Raw genomic sequence first — 18,129 nt, forward strand, 5'->3', positions numbered from 1 at the left:
CTTAGCCTTTCTTCGCTGCAGTCGGCGTTGCGGCATTTTCCGCGCCGCTTAGAACCGGATCGATCTTCTCGCCGGCGTTCAGGAACGCGCCTGCCGTCAGCACGATCGTCTCGCCGCCGCTCAAGCCCTTGTCGACCACGACGCCATCCGAGGACGCGCGCGCGACCTCGATATCCTGACGCTTGATCTTGTTTTCCGGGCCGACGACAAAGACATAGGACTGGCCGCCATCCGCCTGCACAGCCGAGAGCGGCACGATCGGACGCTGCACGGAGTCGGCCTGGATGGCCGCCTGCGCGAATGCGCCGGGCCGCAGCAGCGGGTCCGGTGACAAGCTGATCCGGACCGCGCCAAGCCGGGTCTCAGGATTGATGACGGCGCCAAGCTGCCAGACCTTGCCTGCGAACTCCCGGTTCGATCCGGTGATCGAAACCCGCGCCCCTGCCCGATGCGCAGGCTCGGCAAATCCTGCTCCGCCACTTGGCCGCGCATTTCGACAGCGCCGTCCTTGGCGAGCGTGAACAGCCAGCCGCTGCCAACACCGGCGATCTGACCGACTTCGGCCTTGCGCTCCAGCACCACGCCGGCCGTCGGCGCGCGCAGGGACAAGCGCGCCTGCCGCGCCCGCATTTCGCGCAGTTGTGCCTCCATCACGTTGGCGCGCGCCGCAGTCGCCTTAGCGGTGGCGAGACGGCGATCGATCTCCGCCTGGGACAGGGCGCCGCGATCCTTGAGCGAAACCGCGCGATCGGCATCCCCTTGGCGATCGAGGCGTTCGCCCGCGCTTCGTCCAGGCTGGCGTTCATCTGGGCAATCTGCTGGGCAATAACGTCGACACTGATTTGCGCCAACACCTGGCCAGCCTGCACACGGTCGCCGACATCGGCATAAACTGCCGTAATCCGTCCGCCCTCACCCTCTACCCCGATCGGCAGCGTGTTGCGCGCCTCGATGGTCCCGGTGATCTGGATGTCGGTTGTGACGCTCGACTGGCCAACCCGGGCGACGGAGACCCGCGGCAACGGCTGCTCGTGCTTCTGCGCGGACGCCACCGGATCGGCCGCAGGCTTCTCGTCCTTGCCTGACAGCATCACGCCCGCGCCGACCGCAAGAATGGCGGCCAGACCGCCGGCGATCAACAGATTACGGCGCTTGCCGCCACCTTTGACGACAGATACGCTTCCTCCTGCGGCAAGGCTTCCGCTGGACGCAGATGCGGACGATTCTGTGACGCGCTGTGCAGCATGGCCCTGTGGTCCCTCTGATTGAGCCTGTGTGTTATTACAATACGACACTAACGCACGCCCGATATCGCGACAAGACCACGTTGCGTCCCCTGAGCGCCCGCTTAGCCTGTTCTGCGAACGGTTCAACGCAGCCGCGACCAAGCGCCCAGCACATAAGGTCGCCGGTTTCACCATAAAACGGATTTAGATTTTGTTAGCGCCTTTCCGGCTGAGCTTGAGGCACTTGTGTTTAAGTGCCTCAAGCGAAAGCGATAAGAAAGGCTCCCACTCTTTGTGTAGACCCTTCTTGATTGCCTCACCAAAAGTGATTCAATCAAAACGGGAAGGATCTAGCGCGTTGCCGGACGGGCATCGCGCATGGCGCGCGGCTTCAGCGCCGGCAGCCGGCGACGGGCAGCGCCGTAGAGGCGCAAAGCCGCCAAAAGCACCACAATGGATATGGAGACCGCAGCCTCCGTCGACAGCACCTTGCCGACGAGCGCCTCGTGCGTCACCGCCAGCGCGGCCGCCGGGTAGACCCCCAATGCAGAATGCGCCACTGTTTCTTGAGGCGGATCATCCAGCCGCGCGTCGACGTGACGGCCAGCGGCACCAGGATAAGCCAGGCGCTGATCCCGAGGGTCAGATACCAGCGCTTGATAAGTTCGCGCAGGATCGCCGGCAGCGCCCACCCCTGATCGAGCCCGACATAAAGCAGAAGATGCGCCGTCGCGTAGCCAAAGGCCGCAAGCCCGAACAGCCGCCTGTGTCCGCGCAGCCACGCCAAGGGTTTCAGGGGCGAGCGGCGACAGCGCCAGCGTAAAGATGAGGATGCGCATGGCCCACAGGCCGGACCAGTGGATGGTGGCCTCGACCGGATTGGCGCCCAGCCAGCTCGACCAGCCACTGCCCAGAAGCACCTGCCACTGCCAGCCGGCCCACAGCGCCGGCAGCGCCAGCAGCACGCCGAGGCCCAAGCCGCGCCAGGCACGATGCGACATCAGTAGAACTTTCGCAGGTCCATGCCGCTGTACAGCTGCGCCACCTGCGCGGCGTAGCCGTTGAACGGCAGGGTATCGCGGCGCTGGAAATCACCGATGCGCCGTTCGGACGCCTGGCTCCAGCGCGGATGGTCGACCGCCGGGTTGACGTTGGCGAAGAAGCCATATTCGTCCGGCTGCAGCCGGTTCCACGTTGTCTGGGGCGGCGTCTCCACCAGGTCGATGCCGACGATCGACTTGATGCTTTTGAAGCCGTATTTCCAGGGCACCACCAGCCGGATCGGCGCGCCGTTCTGGTTCGGCAGCACCTTGCCGTAGAGCCCGACCGCCATGAGCGTCAGCGGATGCATGGCTTCATCCAGCCGCAAGCCTTCCTGGTACGGCCAGGGAAGCCGGGTATCCGCTGCTCCGGCATTTGCTTGGGATCATGGAGCGTCCGGAACGCCACATATTTCGCACTGCCCAGCGGCTCGACACTGCGCAGGATTTCCGCAAGCGGGAACCCCACCCAGGGGATCACCATCGACCAGGCCTCGACGCAGCGCAGCCGGTAGACACGCTCGGTCAAGCTGGCGTTCAGGAGTTTCTGGACATCGAAGGTCTTCGGCTTGGCGACCTTGCCGCCGACCTTGATGGTCCATGGTGCAGTGCGCAGACCCCGGCGTTTTGCGCCGGATCCGATTTGCCGAAGCCGAATTCGTAGAAGTTGTTGTAGCTGGAAACGGCCTCCAGCGGGGTGAGCGTTTCCTTCGGCGGGTTGGCGTCCTTGGCGAACTTCAGCGGTGCGCGCTCGACCTTCTTGCCTGCGGAGCCCGCAAGCGCCTGACCGACGAAGCTGGTGCCGATCAGGCCGACTGCGGCCAGCCCTGCACGCTCCAGCCACTCGCGCCGGCTGGCGTAGAGCGCTTCAGGTGTCGCCTCACGCTCCGGCAGATTGCCATGGTCGTTCTTGTGATAGTGCACGCTTTTCCCTCCAGTCACGGCTCGACGCTCGGTGGTTCGCCGACGCCGTTAGAGAAGTTACGCACAAAAGCCGTCGCGGTTCAGGCCAACGCCGCGCAGGCACGAACAATCCGCCCGCAGGCTTCCTCCAGCACCGCCAGGGACGTCGCATAGGACACCCGGAAATGCGGGCTGAGGCCGAACGCCTCGCCATGCACGACCGCAACGCCAACGGACTCCAGCAGGTAGCTTGCGACATCTTCGTCCGTCGCCAGCGTCCTGCCTTCCGGCGTCGCCTTGCCGATGAGGCCGGCGCAGCTGGGATAAACGTAGAACGCGCCCTGCGGCGTCGGGCAACTGAGGCCCGGCGCGGCGTTCAGCCAGCCGACCACGGCGTCGCGCCGCTCCCGGAACGCGGCCGCTCGTTCCTTCAGAAAGTCCTGCGGTCCGTTGAGTGCTGCAACGGCCGCCGCCTGCGCGATCGAGCAGGGGTTGGAGGTCGATTGCGACTGGATGGCGGCAATCGCCTTGATGAGCGGCCTTGGCCCGCCGGCATAGCCGATGCGCCAGCCGGTCATCGCATAGGCCTTCGACGCGCCGTTGACGGTCAGCGTGCGCTCGTACAGGCCCGGCTCCACCTGAGCCGGCGTCGCGAAGGCGAACCCGTCGTAGACGATGTGCTCGTACATGTCGTCGGTCAGCACCCAGACGTGCGGGTGACGCATGAGAACATCCGTCAGCCCCTGATCTCGGCGGCGCTGTAGGCCGCACCGCTCGGGTTGGAGGGGAGTTGAGGATAACCCACTTGGTGCGCGGGGTGATCGCCGCCTCCAGAGCCTCGGGCGTCACCCGGAACCCGGTCTCCAGCGAGGAGTGCACGAACACCGGCGTCCCGCCAGCCAGCAGCACCATGTCGGGGTAGGAGACCCAGTAGGGCGTCGGGATGATGACTTCGTCGCCCGGATCGAGCGTGGCCATCATGGTGTTGAAAATGGTCTGCTTGCCGCCGACATTCACCGTGACCTGGTCGACACTGTAGTCCAGCCCGTTGTCGCGTTTGAACTTGGCGACAATCGCTTCCTTCAGCGGCTTGATGCCATCGACCTGGGTGTATTTGGTCTGGCCGCTGCGGATCGCCGCGATCGCAGCCTCCTTCACATGATCCGGCGTATCGAAGTCCGGCTCGCCGGCGCCCAGCCCGATGACGTCGCGGCCCTGCGCCTTCAGCTCGGCCGCCTTGTTGGTGACGGCGATGGTGGGGACGGCTTGATCCGCCCAAGCGCCTTGCTGTGCAGCGACATGCGACACTATCCTCTGCTGTATCCTGATTCCGCGATGCCCTTGCTAAGCTGCGTTCCGCCACAAGACAAGCGGAGGGGTAGTGGGTCATCTTGAATAAACCGCTCGTGGTGAGCTTGGACAGAACCACGAGCCGCTCACCCTTCGTCCAGCTCAGGGTGAGCGGCAAAACTTCAAAATGACCCAAGACAAGCGGAGGGCGCAACAACGCTTGCAAGCGCATCAAGCCGTGGCTACCCCTTGATGTACCGCTTGGTGCTTTGCTTCAAGTCCGGTCCAGGCTTGCGGGACCGCCGCCGACGGTCCGCAATGTCCACCTCAGCCACGCCAGGGAACCCTACGCCGAAGATGCTCGCCCCCAAACTCTCCGATTACATCGATTTCGGGCCTGGCTTCGGCCCGCGGGTTCTGGTGTTCGTCGATACCGAGGAAGATTTCGATTGGTCGCAGCCGATGAGCCGCGCCAACACGTCCGTTGCGTCGGTGCTGCATCTGGAGCGCGCGCAAAGCCTGTTCCGGCGTTACGGCATCAGACCCTGCTACCTCGTCGACTACCCAATCGCCACTGCACCGACCAGCATCGGCGTGCTGCGGCCGTGGCTGGAGCGCGGCGAATGCACCATCGGCTTCAGCTGCACCCCTGGGTCAACCCGCCCTATTCTGAAGAAGTGAACATCTACAACTCCTACCCCGGCAATCTGGCCCGGAGATCGAACATGCCAAACTGGCCAATCTGACCGCCGCGATCGCCGAGAATTTTGACGTGGAGCCGAGCGTCTATCGCGCCGGGCGCTACGGCATCGGGCCGAATACAGCGCGCATCCTGCGCGAACTCGGCTACCGGATCGACACCTCGGTCCGGCCGCATTTCAACTACAGCAAGGACGGCGGCGCGAACTTCACCGGCATCGCCGCCCAGCCCTACTGGGCGACGCCGCAGCGCGACCTGCTGGAAATCCCGTTGTCCGTCACCTTCACCGGCACACTGGCCGGCATCGGACCAAAGCTATATCCGCTGGCCGCTGCCGCCGAGCCCACGCCGGGCCCCTGGCACACTTGCGGCTGCTCAACCGGGTGACCCTGACTCCGGAGGGCGTCTCGCTCGAGGAGGCGCTGGCGGCGATCCGGATCATGGCCCAGCGGCAGGAAGCGCTCTATTGCCTGTCGTTCCACTCGCCGTCGGTGGAGCCGGGGCACACGCCCTATGTGCGCAACGAGACGGATCTCGAACGCTTCTACACCTGGCTCACCACGGTGCTGGACCTGCTGGTCGGGCAGATGCATGCGCGCCCGGCCGATCCGCAGGACATTTTCGAGGCAGCGCGCGGCGGCCGGCTGCAAACGGCGGCTTAGCAGGTTGCTGAAAAGTAACTTCAGCGCTCTCAAACAAGCCCCGTCACCCCGGCGAAGGCCGGGGCCCATGGCCAACACCTTATATTCGTTGTATATATATGCTCCCATGGATTCCGGCTGGAGTTTATCCCCGTCAGGGGCCGGAATGACGAAATGGGCTGTATTGTTCCGCTTTTCAGCAGCCTGCTAGACAGTGATGACATTAGGTTGAACCATGCGTCATTGCGAGGAGGCCGTTAGGCCGACGCGGCAATCCATGAAAACACGGTGTTCCTGGATTGCTTCGGCTTTCCGCCTCGCAATGACGACTCTATCTAAAGTCATCACGCTATAAAGCATATTCCCTTGACATTTATAACCATATGGGTTATATGACGGAGCGTCCCTGCAGCCCCTGATCACGGCACCCAGGGGCGGCAGCCCGGTGCCCTCCCGCACCGGGGCGACCGGCGCGAAGCCATCCGGTGATCCAGCCGAAGCTTCGCATAGACCGCTCGCGGCCAACTGGGGCACGTGTCCCGTGCAAAGTCCGTGCAGGCGGTCCCCGCCTGGAGTCACACCCGAAGCGGACGGGAAGGCCGGAGCATCAGACAAGTCTGGACGCGACTTGACCTGACCAACCCTACAAGTCGTCCAGCCCCGGATGCCCGTGACAGATAAGCGCCGGTCGTTCCCCTGCCCAAGAGCCTGATCGGCTGAGGCGGAAAGCATGCCTGCTTTCCGCCGATGGCGTGAATCAGGCTCTTTTCAACGAATCTGGGTCTAAGGCAACAAGGCCGGACGTGCGCCTGCTGCACACCGCCTCTCCCTCCCGCACGCGGGAGGGGTGGCCGCAGGCCGGGGTGGGTGCCTTGCGACCTGGCCTACCCCGGCGCTTCGCACCACCCCTTGCAAATGAATTGTGTGTATTCAATAAATTGGCACCGGAGTGGGTGCGGGGCAGTCGGAATTACAGTGCTGCATTCAGTACATTGAGTAACTGGCACCGTAATCCCTTGCGCTATGCTCGGTATAAGGCAAGTGATCGATGAAGTTTCTGTGCGCTTTGCTCTACATCAAGTATGTCATTAGCGAGTAATTTTGAAAGAGGCGTATCCTGATTCGGGTTTTTGTTTCCAATCGCTCTATAATATATCTTAATGAACTGATAGTATCGTTAAATCTTTTATGCAAAACGGGCTCATGATGTGCCAGGCGATTTCGAGCTTGATAGATATTTTCCAAATTACTAGCAATATCAGCACGTTTGATACGTTTATCTGGAAACGTCCGTTTTAGTGTTGGTCGCCATAGTGTCTGCTCATATTCAGGCCCATAAAGTCGTTTCCAAAAGTACAAAGTAAGCTCTGCCACGACCTTGCCAGTTGACACTGGTATGCGCTTGCGTCGGTCCTTGGCGCGTTTGGCGTGTGTGGTGTTTGCGGGGCGACCATAAGGATATGCCAGCGCGTCTAAAGCTCCCTTTCCGCTTGGCTCAATTTTGAGTAGGCAGCCCTTTGGGCGCTGTCTTGTGCCAACATGGCTTTGTCCCTTTCCGGCTTTTTCCATTCGAATGGAATCGGGGTTGCAGCAGCCATGTATCGACCGCGAAATGATGGTTGAGATTTTCGCATACCGAGTTTCGGAGAGAAATTTCCACAGTTGCGACAATGCTCATTAGCTTCGCACCGAGGGCGAGGGTTGCCTGGTGCATCTCGATCGCAGTTTGCTCGGAGGCTGTCAGTTCGGTTAGGGCTTTCAAGCGTTCAGCCGAGAGGAGCTTGACGAGATCAGCGACTTCCTCATTCGTGAATTGTATTGACATACGCATCCCTGTTGGCTATAGTCTTAGCCGAAAAGTCGAGACTAGATTGGCTGTAGCCTTCGGGCAAACGAATCCTCGACTTCCCAAATGCAGTTATAAAATTGAGAGGGCATCCTTAGTGGTGTCCTTTCTCGTTTAGGATTACCGTGCCAGTTTCCTGAATGCACTTGATTGCCAGAGGAATTCCTACGTCAGCCCGGCGCATCCATGGGGCATAAATACACAACGAACATAGGCCGCTCGCCATGCCCCCGGCCGGAGTTTATCCCCTCAGGGGCCGGGCGGAGTCGTCATTGCGAGGCGGAAAGCGCCGAAGCAATCCAGAAACGCCCGTGTTTTCATGGATCGCCACGGCAGCATGCTGCCTCGCGATGACGGCTGCGCTTAAAGCCAAACAGGACAGACCCTAATCGTCCGCTGGTGGGCGGCGCATGGCCTTGACCGTGCCGCGCTGGGTCTTGCCGGTCAGGCGGCGCTGCTTGGCTCCAAGCGTCGGTCGGGTCGGCCGCCGCTTGACCGGCTCGGGGATCGCCGCCTCCAGCAGTTTGGCCAGCCGCGCGATCAGATCCTGCCGGTTCATCTCCTGGGTGCGGTAGCGCTGGCCGAACAGCACCAGCTCGCCCGCCGCTGTCACCCGCCGGCCGCCAGCGCGCGCCAGCCGGGCCAGCACCCCGGCGGCCAGTCGAGCGCGTGCAGGTTCACGCGCAGTTCGACCGCCGTCTCCACCTTGTTGACGTTCTGCCCGCCCGGGCCGGATGCGCGCGCGAACGCGATGCGGTACGCATCGTCCGGCACGATCCATCCAGGCAGCGGCTCCAGCATGTCACCCCATCAGTCCGGGGAAGAAGGCTTCGTGGCTGGCCTTGAGGTCCGCGAGGGAGAGGGTTGCCAGACCCTGGAACCGGGCGGCATCCCCGCCGGTCTGCCCGAGCGCGACCGCCGGGACGCCCGCCGCCGCGGCAGCGGCCAGCAGCGCCGCCGGGTCAGGCGTCGTCACCACATAGCGGGCCTGATCCTCGCCGAACCAGAAGGCGTGGGGGCACGACGTCCAGGGTCGAGACGTCCTGTCCGGCCACGAACCCGATGCCGCCGGCCAGCGCCATCTCGATGAGCGCGATCGCCAGCCCGCCGTCCGACACGTCATGCACCGTGCGCAGCGCCCCGGCCAGAATCTGGGCGCGCACGAAGTCGCCGTTGCGGCGCTCGGCGGCGAGGTCGACCGGTGGCGGCGCGCCCGCTTCCCGCCCGCACAGCTCGCGCAGATACAGCGACTGGCCGAGATGCCCGCTGGTCGCACCGATCAGCACGATCGCCTCGCCCGGCTGCCGGAACGCCAGCGTCGCCATCCGGGCATAGTCCTCCAGCAGACCGACGCCACCGATGCCGGGCGTCGGCAGCACGCCCTGGCCCTTGGCGTCCGGCGAGGATTTGCTTTCGTTGTAGAGGCTGACGTTGCCGGAGACGACGGGGAAGTCGAGCGCCGTGCAGGCCTGTGCCATCCCTCGATGCAGCCGACGAACTGGCCCATGATCTCCGGGCGCATGGGCGAGGCGAAGTTCATGCAGTCGGTGACCGCCAGCGGCAGCGCGCCGACCGCGGTGATGTTGCGCCAGCACTCGGCGATCGCCTGGCGGCCGCCCTCGACCGGGTCGGCATGGCAGTAGCGCGGCGTGCAGTCGGTCGACATGGCGAGCGCCTTGTCCGTGCCGTGGACGCGCACCACCGCGGCATCGCCGCCGGGGCGCTGGATCGTGTCCGCCATCACCATGTGGTCGTACTGCTCCCAGACCCAGCGGCGCGAGGCGAGGTCCGGGCAGCCGATGAGCGTGAGCAGCGCCTGCGCATAATCGTCTGGCGCGGGAACATCGCCGGCGGCGAGCTCCGCCGGCTTGGGCGTCGGGACCCACGGCCGCTCGTAGACCGGGGCGTCGTCCCCAGCGGCCCGAGCGGCATGTCGGCCGCGATCTGCCCCTGAAACTTCAGCACCAGCCGGCCGGTATCCGTGATGTGACCGATCACCGCGAAGTCGAGGCCCCATTTCTCGAAGATGCCGCGCGCGAACGCCTGCCGCTCCGGCTTCAGGATCATCAGCATGCGCTCCTGGCTTTCGGAGAGCATCATTTCATAGGGCACCATGCCGGTCTCGCGGCACGGGACCTGGTCGAGGTCCAGCTCGATGCCGACGCCGCCCTTGGACGCCATCTCGACCGAGGAGGAGGTGAGCCCGGCCGCGCCCATGTCCTGGATTGCGACAATCGAGTCGGACGCCATGAGTTCCAGGCACGCCTCGATCAGCAGCTTCTCGGTGAACGGGTCGCCGACCTGCACGGTCGGGCGCTTCTCTTCGCTGTCCTGCCCGAACTCGGCGGACGCCATGGTCGCGCCGTGGATGCCGTCCCGCCCGGTCTTGGAGCCGACATAGACCACCGGATTGCCGACGCCGGCGGCGGCCGAATAGAAAATCCTGTCGGCCCGCGCGAGGCCGACCGTCATGGCGTTGACCAGGATGTTGCCGTTGTAGGCCGGATGGAAGTTGACCTCGCCGCCGACCGTCGGCACGCCGACGCAGTTGCCATAGCCGCCGATGCCCGCGACCACACCCGCGATCAGGTGCTTCATCTTCGGATGGTCCGGCGCGCCAAAGCGCAGGGCATTGAGGTTGGCGATGGGCCGCGCGCCCATGGTGAACACGTCGCGCAATATGCCGCCGACGCCGGTCGCTGCCCCTGGTACGGCTCGATGTAGCTCGGGTGGTTGTGGCTCTCCATCTTGAAGATCGCGGCCCAGCCGTCACCAATATCGATCACGCCGGCGTTCTCGCCCGGCCCCTGGATCACCCACGGTGCCTTGGTCGGCAGCTTCTTCAGGTGCACGCGGCTGGACTTGTAGGAACAGTGTTCGGACCACATGACGGAAAAGATGCCAAGTTCGGTCAGGTTCGGCGCGCGGCCGAGCGCATCCAGAATACGCTGGTATTCGGCGTCGGTCAGGCCGTGCTGGGCGATGATGTCGGCGGTGATCTCGGTCATGTCGGGGTTCCCGTGGATGGGCTTGCGCGGCGCACGCGCGACGATGCGCTGCATCTAGCGGCGCTGTCGCTGCTTGACCAGTGGCCGCGGATACGCCGGCCCCACGCACGTAGTGCCTCAGTTTGAAATTCTGCCGCTCACCCTGAGCTTGACGAAGGGTGAGCGGCTCGTGGTTCGTCAAGCTCACCACGAGCGGATTTTTCAAACTGAGGCACTACCCCACGCATCGAGGGGTGACGCCGGCGGGTGCTCCCGCCAAGGTCGCAGGCGTTTTGCAGACGGATGACCTCTTGCGCCAGACCGCCCTGGCCCTGAACAATGCTGCACCAACCTTGGTCGCAATCCTGCTTCGCGCCTTGTTCGGCGGAAAAATAACATTAGACGCGTGGCGTTTGAGTCTTTTCGGTTGCGCAGGCGCAGCCGTCCTTTCGGCACCCAACGACAAGAGAGAGCTTATGGCCCGGAAAAAATCGCGCTCATCGGTAGCGGCATGATCGGGGGCACGCTGGCGCACCTCGCGGCCCTGCGTGAACTCGGCGACATCGTGATGTTCGACATCACCGAGGGCCTGCCGCAGGGCAAGGCGCTCGACCTCGCGCAGTCCGGCCCTGTGGAGGGCTTCGACGCCAAGCTTTCCGGCACGCAGGACTACGCCGACATCGCTGGCGCGGACGTCTGCATCGTCACCGCCGGGGTGCCGCGCAAGCCGGGCATGAGCCGCGATGATCTGCTGGGCATCAACCTCAAGGTCATGAAGGCGGTCGGCGAGGGCATCAAGCAGCACGCCCCGGACAGCTTCGTCATCTGCATCACCAACCCGCTCGACGCGATGGTGTGGGCGCTGCGCGAATTCTCCGGCCTGCCGCACAACAAGGTGGTTGGCATGGCCGGCGTGCTGGACTCGGCACGCTTCCGCCACTTCCTCGCCGAAGAGTTCAATGTGTCCGTTGAAGATGTCACGGCCTTCGTGCTCGGCGGCCATGGCGACACCATGGTGCCGGTCGTGGAATATTCGACCGTCGCCGGCATCCCGGTGCCGGACCTCATCAAGATGGGCTGGTCGACGCAGGAAAAGATCGACGCCATCGTCGCCCGCACCCGCAACGGCGGCGGCGAAATCGTCGGCCTGCTGAAGACCGGTTCGGCCTACTATGCGCCGGCAACATCCGCGATCGCCATGGCCGAGAGCTACCTCAAGGACAAGAAGCGCCTGCTGCCGTGCGCTGCGCACCTGACCGGCCAGTACGGCGTTGACAATCTCTACGTCGGGGTCCCGGTGGTGATTGGCGCCGGCGGTGTCGAACGCGTCGCGGAGATCATGCTGAACGATACCGCCAAGGCCGGCTTCGACGTCTCGGTCAACGCGGTGAAGGAACTGGTCGCGGCCTGCAAGGGCATCGACCCGTCGCTGGCTTGAGGACTCACGCGTCATCCCGGCGAAAGCCGGGATGACGGCAGAAGCTGATTTGGATTCTTCAGAAAAGGGCCGCCCCATGAACATTCACGAATATCAGGCCAAGCAGCTGCTGGCGAAGTTCGGCGTGGCGATTTCGCCGGGCGCAGTCGCCTTCACGCCCGAGGAAGCGGTCGCCGGCGCGAAGACGCTGCCTGGGCCGCTCTATGTCGTGAAAAGCCAGATCCACGCCGGCGGCCGCGGCAAGGGCAAGTTCGTCGGCCTCGGCCCGGATGCCAAGGGCGGGGTCCGGCTGGCGCGCTCGATCGAGGAGGTCGAGGCCCATGCCAAGGAAATGCTCGGCCGCGTGCTGGTGACCGTGCAGACCGGCCCGCAGGGCAAGGAGGTGAAGCGCCTCTACATCGAAAACGGCTCGGACATTGCGCACGAATATTACTTCTCGCTGGTGGTTGATCGCGGCACCGGTCGTGTCGGCGTGATCGCTTCGACCGAAGGCGGCGTGGACATCGAGGAAGTCGCCGAGCATCACCCGGAAAAGATCGTCAGCTTCTCCGTCGACCCGGCGACCGGCTTCATGCCGCACCACGCGCGCGCGGTCGCCTTCGGCCTGAAGCTCACCGGCGACCTGAACAAGCAGTGCCAGGACACGGTGACCAAGCTTTATGAAGCCTTCGTCGCCACCGACGCCTCCATGCTGGAGGTCAACCCGCTGATCGCCACGACCGACGGCTACATCCGCGTGCTCGACGCCAAGATGGGCTTCGACTCGAACGCGCTGTACCGGCACCCGGACATCGTTGAACTGCGCGACCTGGCCGAAGAAGACCCGATGGAAATCGAGGCCTCGAAGTTCGACCTCGCCTACATCAAGCTCGACGGCAACATCGGCTGCATGGTGAACGGCGCGGGGCTGGCCATGGCCTCGCTCGACATCATCAAGCTGTCCGGCGGCGAGCCGGCCAACTTCCTCGATGTCGGCGGCGGCGCCCAAGGAAAAGGTGCAGGCGGCGTTCAAGATCATCCTCTCCGACCCCGCGGTCAAAGGCATTCTGGTCAACATCTTCGGCGGCATCATGCGTTGCGACATCATCGCTGAAGGCGTCGTGGCGGCGGCCCGCGAACTGGCGCTGACCGTGCCGCTGGTCGTGCGCCTGGAAGGCACCAACGTCGACCTTGGCAAGAAGATCATGGCCGAAAGCGGCCTCGCCATCGTCCCCGCAGACGACCTGGGCGACGCCGCCCGCAAGATCGTCGCTGCGATCCAACAAGCCGCTTGAAGCCGGAGAACCCCACATGTCCATTCTCGTCACCAAAGACACCAAGGTCATCTGCCAGGGCTTCACCGGCAAGCAGGGCACCTTTCACTCTGAACAAGCCATCGCGTACGGCACCCGCATGGTCGGCGGCACCGCGCCCGGCAAGGGCGGCTCGACCCACCTGAACCTGCCGGTGTTCGATACGGTCGCGCAGGCCAGGGCCGCGACCGGCTGCGACGCCAGCGTGATCTACGTGCCGCCTCCCGGCGCGGCGGATGCGATCCTCGAGGCGATCGAGGCGGAGATTCCGCTGGTGGTCTGCATCACCGAGGGCATTCCCGTGCTCGACATGGTGAAGGTCAAGCGGGCGCTTCAGGGCTCCAGGACCCGACTGATCGGCCCGAACTGCCCGGGCGTGCTGACGCCGAACGAATGCAAGATCGGCATCATGCCGGGCAGCATCTTCCGCAAGGGTTCGGTCGGCATCGTCTCGCGCTCCGGCACCCTGACCTACGAAGCGGTGTTTCAGACCACGGCGGTCGGGCTGGGCCAGACCACGGCAGTCGGCATCGGCGGCGATCCGGTCAACGGCACCAACTTCGTCGACGTGCTGGAAATGCTGATGGCCGACCCCGAGACCCAGCAAATCATCATGATCGGTGAAATTGGCGGCGACGCCGAAGAGAACGGTGCACAATTCCTGGCGGACGAAGCCAAGCGCGGGCGCAAGAAGCCGACCGTCGGCTTCATCGCCGGTCGCACCGCACCGCCCGGCCGTCGCATGGGCCACGCCGGCGCCATCGTCGCCGGCGGCAAGGGCCGCGCCGAGGACAAGATCGAGGCCATGCGCGCGGCGGGCATCGTTGTCGCCGACTCTCCGTCTGAACTTGGCGTCACACTGGCGCAGGTTTTGAAGGGCTAAATCTTGAATGCTTCGGATCTCAATGATCTGAAACATGAATCTTGGTCCATGGATTTGAAAAGAGCCTGATTCACGCCATCGGTTGCAGCAATCATGCTTCAACCTCAACCGATCAGGCTCTAGACCTTGGTCGTTTCAGATTGAATCGATCTGAAACGTGAATCATGATCCATGTATTTGAAAAGAGCCTGATTCACGCCATCGGTTGCAGCAATCATGCTTCAACCTCAACCGATCAGGCTCTAACGGGAGCAGACCGATGCTGGACACCATGGTGGACGATCTCGCAGGCGTCAGCGCCAGCTTTGTCGAGCAGCTCTACGGACGCTACAAATCCGATCCGGCATCGGTCGAACCGAGTTGGCAGCGCTATTTCCAGGGGCTGGAGCAGACTGCGGCGGCGGTAAAATCCGGCCCATCCTGGGCGCGCAGCAACTGGCCGCTGCCGATGACCGACGCACTGACCGCCGGGCTTGACCCGCTGCAGATGCAGCTCGACCCCAAGCCGGCCAAGGGCGACAAGCCCGCGCCGACCGCAGCGCCGGCAGCCGGCGTCAGCGCCGAGGACGTGCGCCGGGCCGCCGACGACAGCCTGCGCGCCATGCTGCTGATCCGCCTGTACCGGGTGCGCGGCCACCTGGAAGCGCAGCTTGACCCGCTGGGTCTGGCCCAGCGCCCGCACCACCCGGAGCTTGACCCCGCGACCCATGGCTTTGGCCCCGGCGACATGGACCGGCCGATCTATCTGGGCGGCGCGCTTGGACTGCAAACCGGAACCGTGCGCCAGATCGTCGAGATCGTGCGCCGCAATTATTGCGGCCATGTCGGTGTGGAATACATGCACATCGGCGACCGCGACGAGCGCCTGTGGATCCAGAACCGGGTCGAAGGCGTCGAGAAGGACGTCGAATTCTCCCCGGAAGGCAAGATCGCGATCCTGAAGAAGGTGATCGAAACCGAGTCCTTCGAGAAGTTCCTCGCGCGCAAATTCGTCGGCACCAAGCGCTTCGGTCTTGATGGCGGCGAGTCCATGGTGCCGGCGCTGGAAGCCATCATCAAGGTCGGCGGTGCCATGGGCGTGCAGGAGATCGTGATCGGCATGCCGCACCGCGGCCGCCTGAATGTGCTGACCAACGTCATGCAGAAGCCGTACCGGCAGTTGTTCCATGAATTCGCCGGCGGTTCCTCCAACCCGGACGATGTCGGCGGCTCCGGCGACGTGAAATACCACCTCGGCACCTCGACCGACCGCGGCTTCGACGGCAATATGGTGCACTTGTCGCTGTGCCCGAACCCGTCCCACCTCGAGGCGGTCAACCCGGTGGCGCTCGGCCGGGTGCGCGCCAAGCAGACCCAGCGCGGCGATCTGGAGCGCACGCAGGTGCTGCCGCTGCTGCTGCACGGGGACGCCGCCTTCGCCGGCCAGGGCATCGTCATGGAATGCTTCGCCTTCTCGGGCATCGGCGGCTATAACACCGGCGGCACGATCCATTTCGTGGTCAACAATCAGGTCGGCTTCACCACCAGCCCGCAATATGCGCGCTCGTCGCCCTACCCGTCCGACATCGCCAAGATGGTGCAGGCGCCGATCTTCCATGTGAACGGCGACGACCCCGAAGCGGTGGTGTTCGCCACCAAGCTGGCAACCGAATTCCGCCAGACCTTCAAGCGCGACGTCGTGGTCGACATGTGGTGCTACCGCCGCTTCGGCCATAACGAGTCGGACGAGCCGGCCTTCACCCAGCCGATCATGTACAAGGCGATCCGCAACCACCCGTTCGTCTCGACGCTCTATGCCGAGCGGCTGAAGGCCCAGGGCGTGGTGAGCGATGAACAGGTCAAGGAGATCGAAAGCCAGTACATCGCCACTCTTGACGCCGAATTCGAGACGGCGCGCGCCTACAAACCGAACAAGGCGGACTGGTTCGAGGGGCGGTGGTCGGGCCTCTCAAGCCCGCCGAGGACATCACCGATCGCCGCTCGGCCTCGACCGGCGTCGCTCTCGACACCCTGCGCGAGATCGGCGCGGTGCTGACCAGCTGGCCGAACGGCTTCGACATTCACAAGACGCTGGCGCGCGTCATTTCCGCGCGCGCCGAGGCGTTGAAATCCGGCGAAGGGCTGGACTGGGCGACAGCGGAAGCGCTGGCGTTCGGCGCGTTGATCCGGGATGGGTACGGCGTGCGTCTCTCCGGCCAGGACTCGGGGCGCGGCACATTCAGCCAGCGTCACGCCGTGTTCGTCGACCAGGCCACCGAGGCGCGCCACGTACCCTTGCAGCAGTTCGGCGGCGCCTTCGAGGTATTCGACAGCCCGCTCTCCGAATACGGGGTGATGGGCTATGAGTACGGCTTCGCAATGGCGGAACCGAACTGGCTGGTGCTGTGGGAAGGCCAGTTCGGCGATTTCGCCAACGGTGCGCAGATCATCATCGACCAGTTCCTGGCGTCCGGCGAAGCCAAGTGGCTGCGCGCCAATGGCCTCGTGCTGCTGCTGCCGCACGGCTACGAGGGCCAGGGGCCGGAGCATAGTTCGGCCCGGCTCGAGCGCTTCCTTCAATTGTGTGCGGAAGACAATATCCAGGTCGCCAACTGCACCACACCTGCAAATTACTTCCACATCCTCAGGCGGCAGATGCTGCGCGGGTTCCGCAAGCCGCTGGTGATGATGACGCCGAAGTCACTGCTGCGGCACAAGAAGGCGGTCTCGACGCTTGCCGAACTGGGGCCGGATGCGCAGTTCCATCGGGTGCTGTTCGATAACGCCGAGATCGGCGGCCATTCCGAGCTGAAGCTCGCCGCCGACGACAAGATCAAGCGGGTCGTCCTCTGCACCGGCAAGGTCTATTATGATTTGCTGGAGGAGCGCGACGCACAGGGCCTTGCCGACACCTACCTCGCGCGGGTGGAGCAGCTCTATCCCTTCCCGACCACGGCGCTGACCGAACTGCTGACGCGCTTCAAGAATGCGACCGATATCGTCTGGTGCCAGGAAGAACCGAAGAATGCGGGTGCCTGGTTCTTCGTCGAGCCGTATATCGAGGATGTCCTGCAGAAGGCCGGTGCCAGGACGCCGCGTGCGCGCTACGCTGGCCGGGCGGCGGCGGCGGCGACGGCAACCGGTCTTGCCTCCCGCCACGCGCAGGAGCAGGCGAAGCTCGTCGGGGAAGCGCTGGGGCAATGATGCAACCTGCGGCCATCGTCGCGCTTGCGCTTGCGCTACCCGCCGGCGACGCCGGTGCGCAAGCCGGCTATTGGCTGCCGCTGGGTTACACGGCGGAGAATGGCGGGCGCGCCGTGCTGGTCTCCCCGGCCAGCGACCGGCTGCGCTATGCGATCGCGGCCACTGCACGCTTCCGGGACGCCAGCGGCACAGCACTGCCCAGCCCGACGGTCGATTATGTTTACACGGTCGTCGACTGCATCGGGCAGACCTACCAGCCGTTCCGGCGCGTCCGCGTCTCTGCGGCGACCCCAGATCAACCTGAGCGCACGGAATTGTCCGACCCCGCGACACCGTTCGCCGAGCCCGGGGCGACCCCCGCCCGGCCCCTTGAGCATCGTCTGCGGCAAGGCTCGCCCTGCGCTTCAAGGTGCGCTGACCGCTGAAGACCTCACACGCGAAGCGCGCTGGCAGGCGCTGGCTGCCGCGCAGACCTCTGACTCCTTACCCCGCTAGAAAGGGCACCACATGGCAACCGAAGTCAAAATTCCGACGCTGGGCGAGTCGATTACCGAGGCCACCATCGGCAGCTGGCTGAAGAAGGTTGGGGATGCGGTGAAGGCAGACGAACCGATCGCCGAACTGGAGACGGACAAGGTCGCGGTCGAGCTGATGGCCCCGCTGCCGGCGTACTGACCGACCTGCTGGCCAAGGCGGGCGA

At 64.3% G+C, this 18,129-nt stretch carries 17 protein-coding genes and 4 pseudogenes; 9 read left to right on the plus strand and 12 right to left on the minus strand.

The window, feature by feature from the left end:
- Position 1: 1 nt before the first annotated feature.
- From E6W36_RS23935 to E6W36_RS03385, 8 genes and pseudogenes are all read right to left on the minus strand, one after another.
- Positions 2-529, minus strand: a complete 528-nt coding sequence (locus E6W36_RS23935; protein ID WP_484103604.1) for an efflux RND transporter periplasmic adaptor subunit — start codon at positions 527-529, stop codon at positions 2-4.
- A 121-nt stretch (positions 530-650) separates the two neighbouring features.
- The gene (locus E6W36_RS03365) at positions 651-1,139 is read right to left on the minus strand and encodes an efflux RND transporter periplasmic adaptor subunit (RefSeq protein WP_222873744.1); all 489 of its coding nucleotides are present in this window, start codon (positions 1,137-1,139) and stop codon (positions 651-653) included.
- Positions 1,140-1,576: 437 nt separating this feature from the next.
- Positions 1,577-1,741 (minus strand): hypothetical protein, encoded by a 165-nt coding sequence (locus tag E6W36_RS22920; protein ID WP_222873745.1) that lies wholly within the window; start codon positions 1,739-1,741, stop codon positions 1,577-1,579.
- Positions 1,738-2,217 (minus strand): ferric reductase-like transmembrane domain-containing protein, encoded by a 480-nt coding sequence (locus E6W36_RS17620; RefSeq protein WP_425459677.1) that lies wholly within the window; start codon positions 2,215-2,217, stop codon positions 1,738-1,740. Before E6W36_RS17620 ends, E6W36_RS22920 begins: the two co-directional genes overlap by 4 nt.
- 9 nt (positions 2,218-2,226) lie before the next feature.
- Entirely contained in the window at positions 2,227-2,577 is a 351-nt protein-coding gene (gene msrP / locus E6W36_RS17625; protein ID WP_246048087.1) for a protein-methionine-sulfoxide reductase catalytic subunit MsrP, read from the minus strand.
- Positions 2,565-2,909: a molybdopterin-dependent oxidoreductase gene (locus tag E6W36_RS17630; protein WP_246048419.1), complete on the minus strand. Its 345-nt coding sequence runs from the start codon at positions 2,907-2,909 to the stop codon at positions 2,565-2,567. Before E6W36_RS17630 ends, msrP begins: the two co-directional genes overlap by 13 nt.
- Positions 2,804-3,190 (minus strand): hypothetical protein, encoded by a 387-nt coding sequence (locus E6W36_RS17635; protein ID WP_246048429.1) that lies wholly within the window; start codon positions 3,188-3,190, stop codon positions 2,804-2,806. Before E6W36_RS17635 ends, E6W36_RS17630 begins: the two co-directional genes overlap by 106 nt.
- A gap of 80 nt (positions 3,191-3,270) precedes the next feature.
- Positions 3,271-4,470, minus strand: a pseudogene (locus E6W36_RS03385) (pyridoxal phosphate-dependent aminotransferase).
- Between the two features lie 346 nt (positions 4,471-4,816).
- On the opposite strand from E6W36_RS03385, the gene E6W36_RS03390 reads away from it, so the two are divergent.
- From E6W36_RS03390 to E6W36_RS03400, 3 genes are all read left to right on the plus strand, one after another.
- Positions 4,817-5,140, plus strand: coding sequence for a polysaccharide deacetylase family protein (locus E6W36_RS03390; protein WP_222873747.1), 324 nt, complete (start codon positions 4,817-4,819; stop codon positions 5,138-5,140).
- Between the two features lie 91 nt (positions 5,141-5,231).
- On the plus strand, positions 5,232-5,546 hold the full coding sequence (locus E6W36_RS03395) for a polysaccharide deacetylase family protein (RefSeq protein WP_222873748.1): 315 nt from the start codon (positions 5,232-5,234) through the stop codon (positions 5,544-5,546).
- Positions 5,543-5,821, plus strand: coding sequence for a polysaccharide deacetylase family protein (locus tag E6W36_RS03400; RefSeq protein ID WP_222873749.1), 279 nt, complete (start codon positions 5,543-5,545; stop codon positions 5,819-5,821). Before E6W36_RS03395 ends, E6W36_RS03400 begins: the two co-directional genes overlap by 4 nt.
- 1,050 nt (positions 5,822-6,871) lie before the next feature.
- Here the strand turns inward: E6W36_RS03400 and E6W36_RS03405 are convergent.
- From E6W36_RS03405 to purL, 4 genes and pseudogenes are all read right to left on the minus strand, one after another.
- A complete protein-coding gene (locus tag E6W36_RS03405; RefSeq protein ID WP_222873750.1) occupies positions 6,872-7,369 on the minus strand; it encodes a hypothetical protein in 498 nt (165 codons plus the stop codon).
- A gap of 662 nt (positions 7,370-8,031) precedes the next feature.
- Entirely contained in the window at positions 8,032-8,295 is a 264-nt protein-coding gene (locus E6W36_RS22925) for a hypothetical protein (protein ID WP_246048090.1), read from the minus strand.
- Complete coding sequence (locus E6W36_RS22930; protein ID WP_246048092.1) at positions 8,256-8,447, minus strand: peptide chain release factor-like protein; 192 nt, start codon at positions 8,445-8,447, stop codon at positions 8,256-8,258. The genes E6W36_RS22925 and E6W36_RS22930 overlap by 40 nt, the downstream gene beginning before the upstream one ends.
- Before the next feature lies 1 nt (position 8,448).
- Positions 8,449-10,654 (minus strand): annotated as a pseudogene (purL, locus tag E6W36_RS03415) (phosphoribosylformylglycinamidine synthase subunit PurL).
- Between the two features lie 406 nt (positions 10,655-11,060).
- On the opposite strand from purL, the gene mdh reads away from it, so the two are divergent.
- The 6 genes and pseudogenes from mdh (at position 11,061) to E6W36_RS21660 (ending at position 18,104) form a co-directional block, all read left to right on the plus strand.
- On the plus strand, positions 11,061-12,071 hold the full coding sequence (gene mdh, locus E6W36_RS03420) for a malate dehydrogenase (protein ID WP_281277433.1): 1,011 nt from the start codon (positions 11,061-11,063) through the stop codon (positions 12,069-12,071).
- A 76-nt stretch (positions 12,072-12,147) separates the two neighbouring features.
- Positions 12,148-13,345 (plus strand): annotated as a pseudogene (sucC, locus tag E6W36_RS03425) (ADP-forming succinate--CoA ligase subunit beta).
- A 16-nt stretch (positions 13,346-13,361) separates the two neighbouring features.
- A complete protein-coding gene (gene sucD / locus E6W36_RS03430) occupies positions 13,362-14,246 on the plus strand; it encodes a succinate--CoA ligase subunit alpha (protein WP_222873752.1) in 885 nt (294 codons plus the stop codon).
- Positions 14,247-14,505: 259 nt separating this feature from the next.
- A pseudogene (locus E6W36_RS03435) lies at positions 14,506-17,429 on the plus strand (2-oxoglutarate dehydrogenase E1 component).
- Positions 17,426-17,854, plus strand: coding sequence for a hypothetical protein (locus E6W36_RS03440; protein WP_222873753.1), 429 nt, complete (start codon positions 17,426-17,428; stop codon positions 17,852-17,854). Before E6W36_RS03435 ends, E6W36_RS03440 begins: the two are co-directional and overlap by 4 nt.
- Positions 17,855-17,936: 82 nt before the next feature.
- Positions 17,937-18,104, plus strand: a complete 168-nt coding sequence (locus E6W36_RS21660; protein WP_342776782.1) for a biotin/lipoyl-containing protein — start codon at positions 17,937-17,939, stop codon at positions 18,102-18,104.
- The last annotated feature ends 25 nt before the right edge of the window (positions 18,105-18,129 follow it).

Source organism: Hankyongella ginsenosidimutans (genome assembly GCF_005144965.1).
Lineage (GTDB): Bacteria > Pseudomonadota > Alphaproteobacteria > Sphingomonadales > Sphingomonadaceae > Hankyongella > Hankyongella ginsenosidimutans.

What these genes read in the sequence shown, in the direction of transcription:
- E6W36_RS21660 (WP_342776782.1), top strand. Translation starts at nt 17,937, where the DNA reads ATGGCAACCGAAGTCAAAATTCCGACGCTGGGCGAGTCGATTACCGAG.
- msrP (WP_246048087.1), bottom strand. Translation starts at nt 2,577, where the DNA reads ATGCATCCGCTGACGCTCATGGCGGTCGGGCTCTACGGCAAGGTGCTG.
- E6W36_RS03440 (WP_222873753.1), top strand. Translation starts at nt 17,426, where the DNA reads ATGATGCAACCTGCGGCCATCGTCGCGCTTGCGCTTGCGCTACCCGCC.
- sucD (WP_222873752.1), top strand. Translation starts at nt 13,362, where the DNA reads ATGTCCATTCTCGTCACCAAAGACACCAAGGTCATCTGCCAGGGCTTC.
- E6W36_RS03405 (WP_222873750.1), bottom strand. Translation starts at nt 7,369, where the DNA reads ATGGAAAAAGCCGGAAAGGGACAAAGCCATGTTGGCACAAGACAGCGC.
- E6W36_RS22930 (WP_246048092.1), bottom strand. Translation starts at nt 8,447, where the DNA reads ATGCTGGAGCCGCTGCCTGGATGGATCGTGCCGGACGATGCGTACCGC.
- E6W36_RS03390 (WP_222873747.1), top strand. Translation starts at nt 4,817, where the DNA reads ATGCTCGCCCCCAAACTCTCCGATTACATCGATTTCGGGCCTGGCTTC.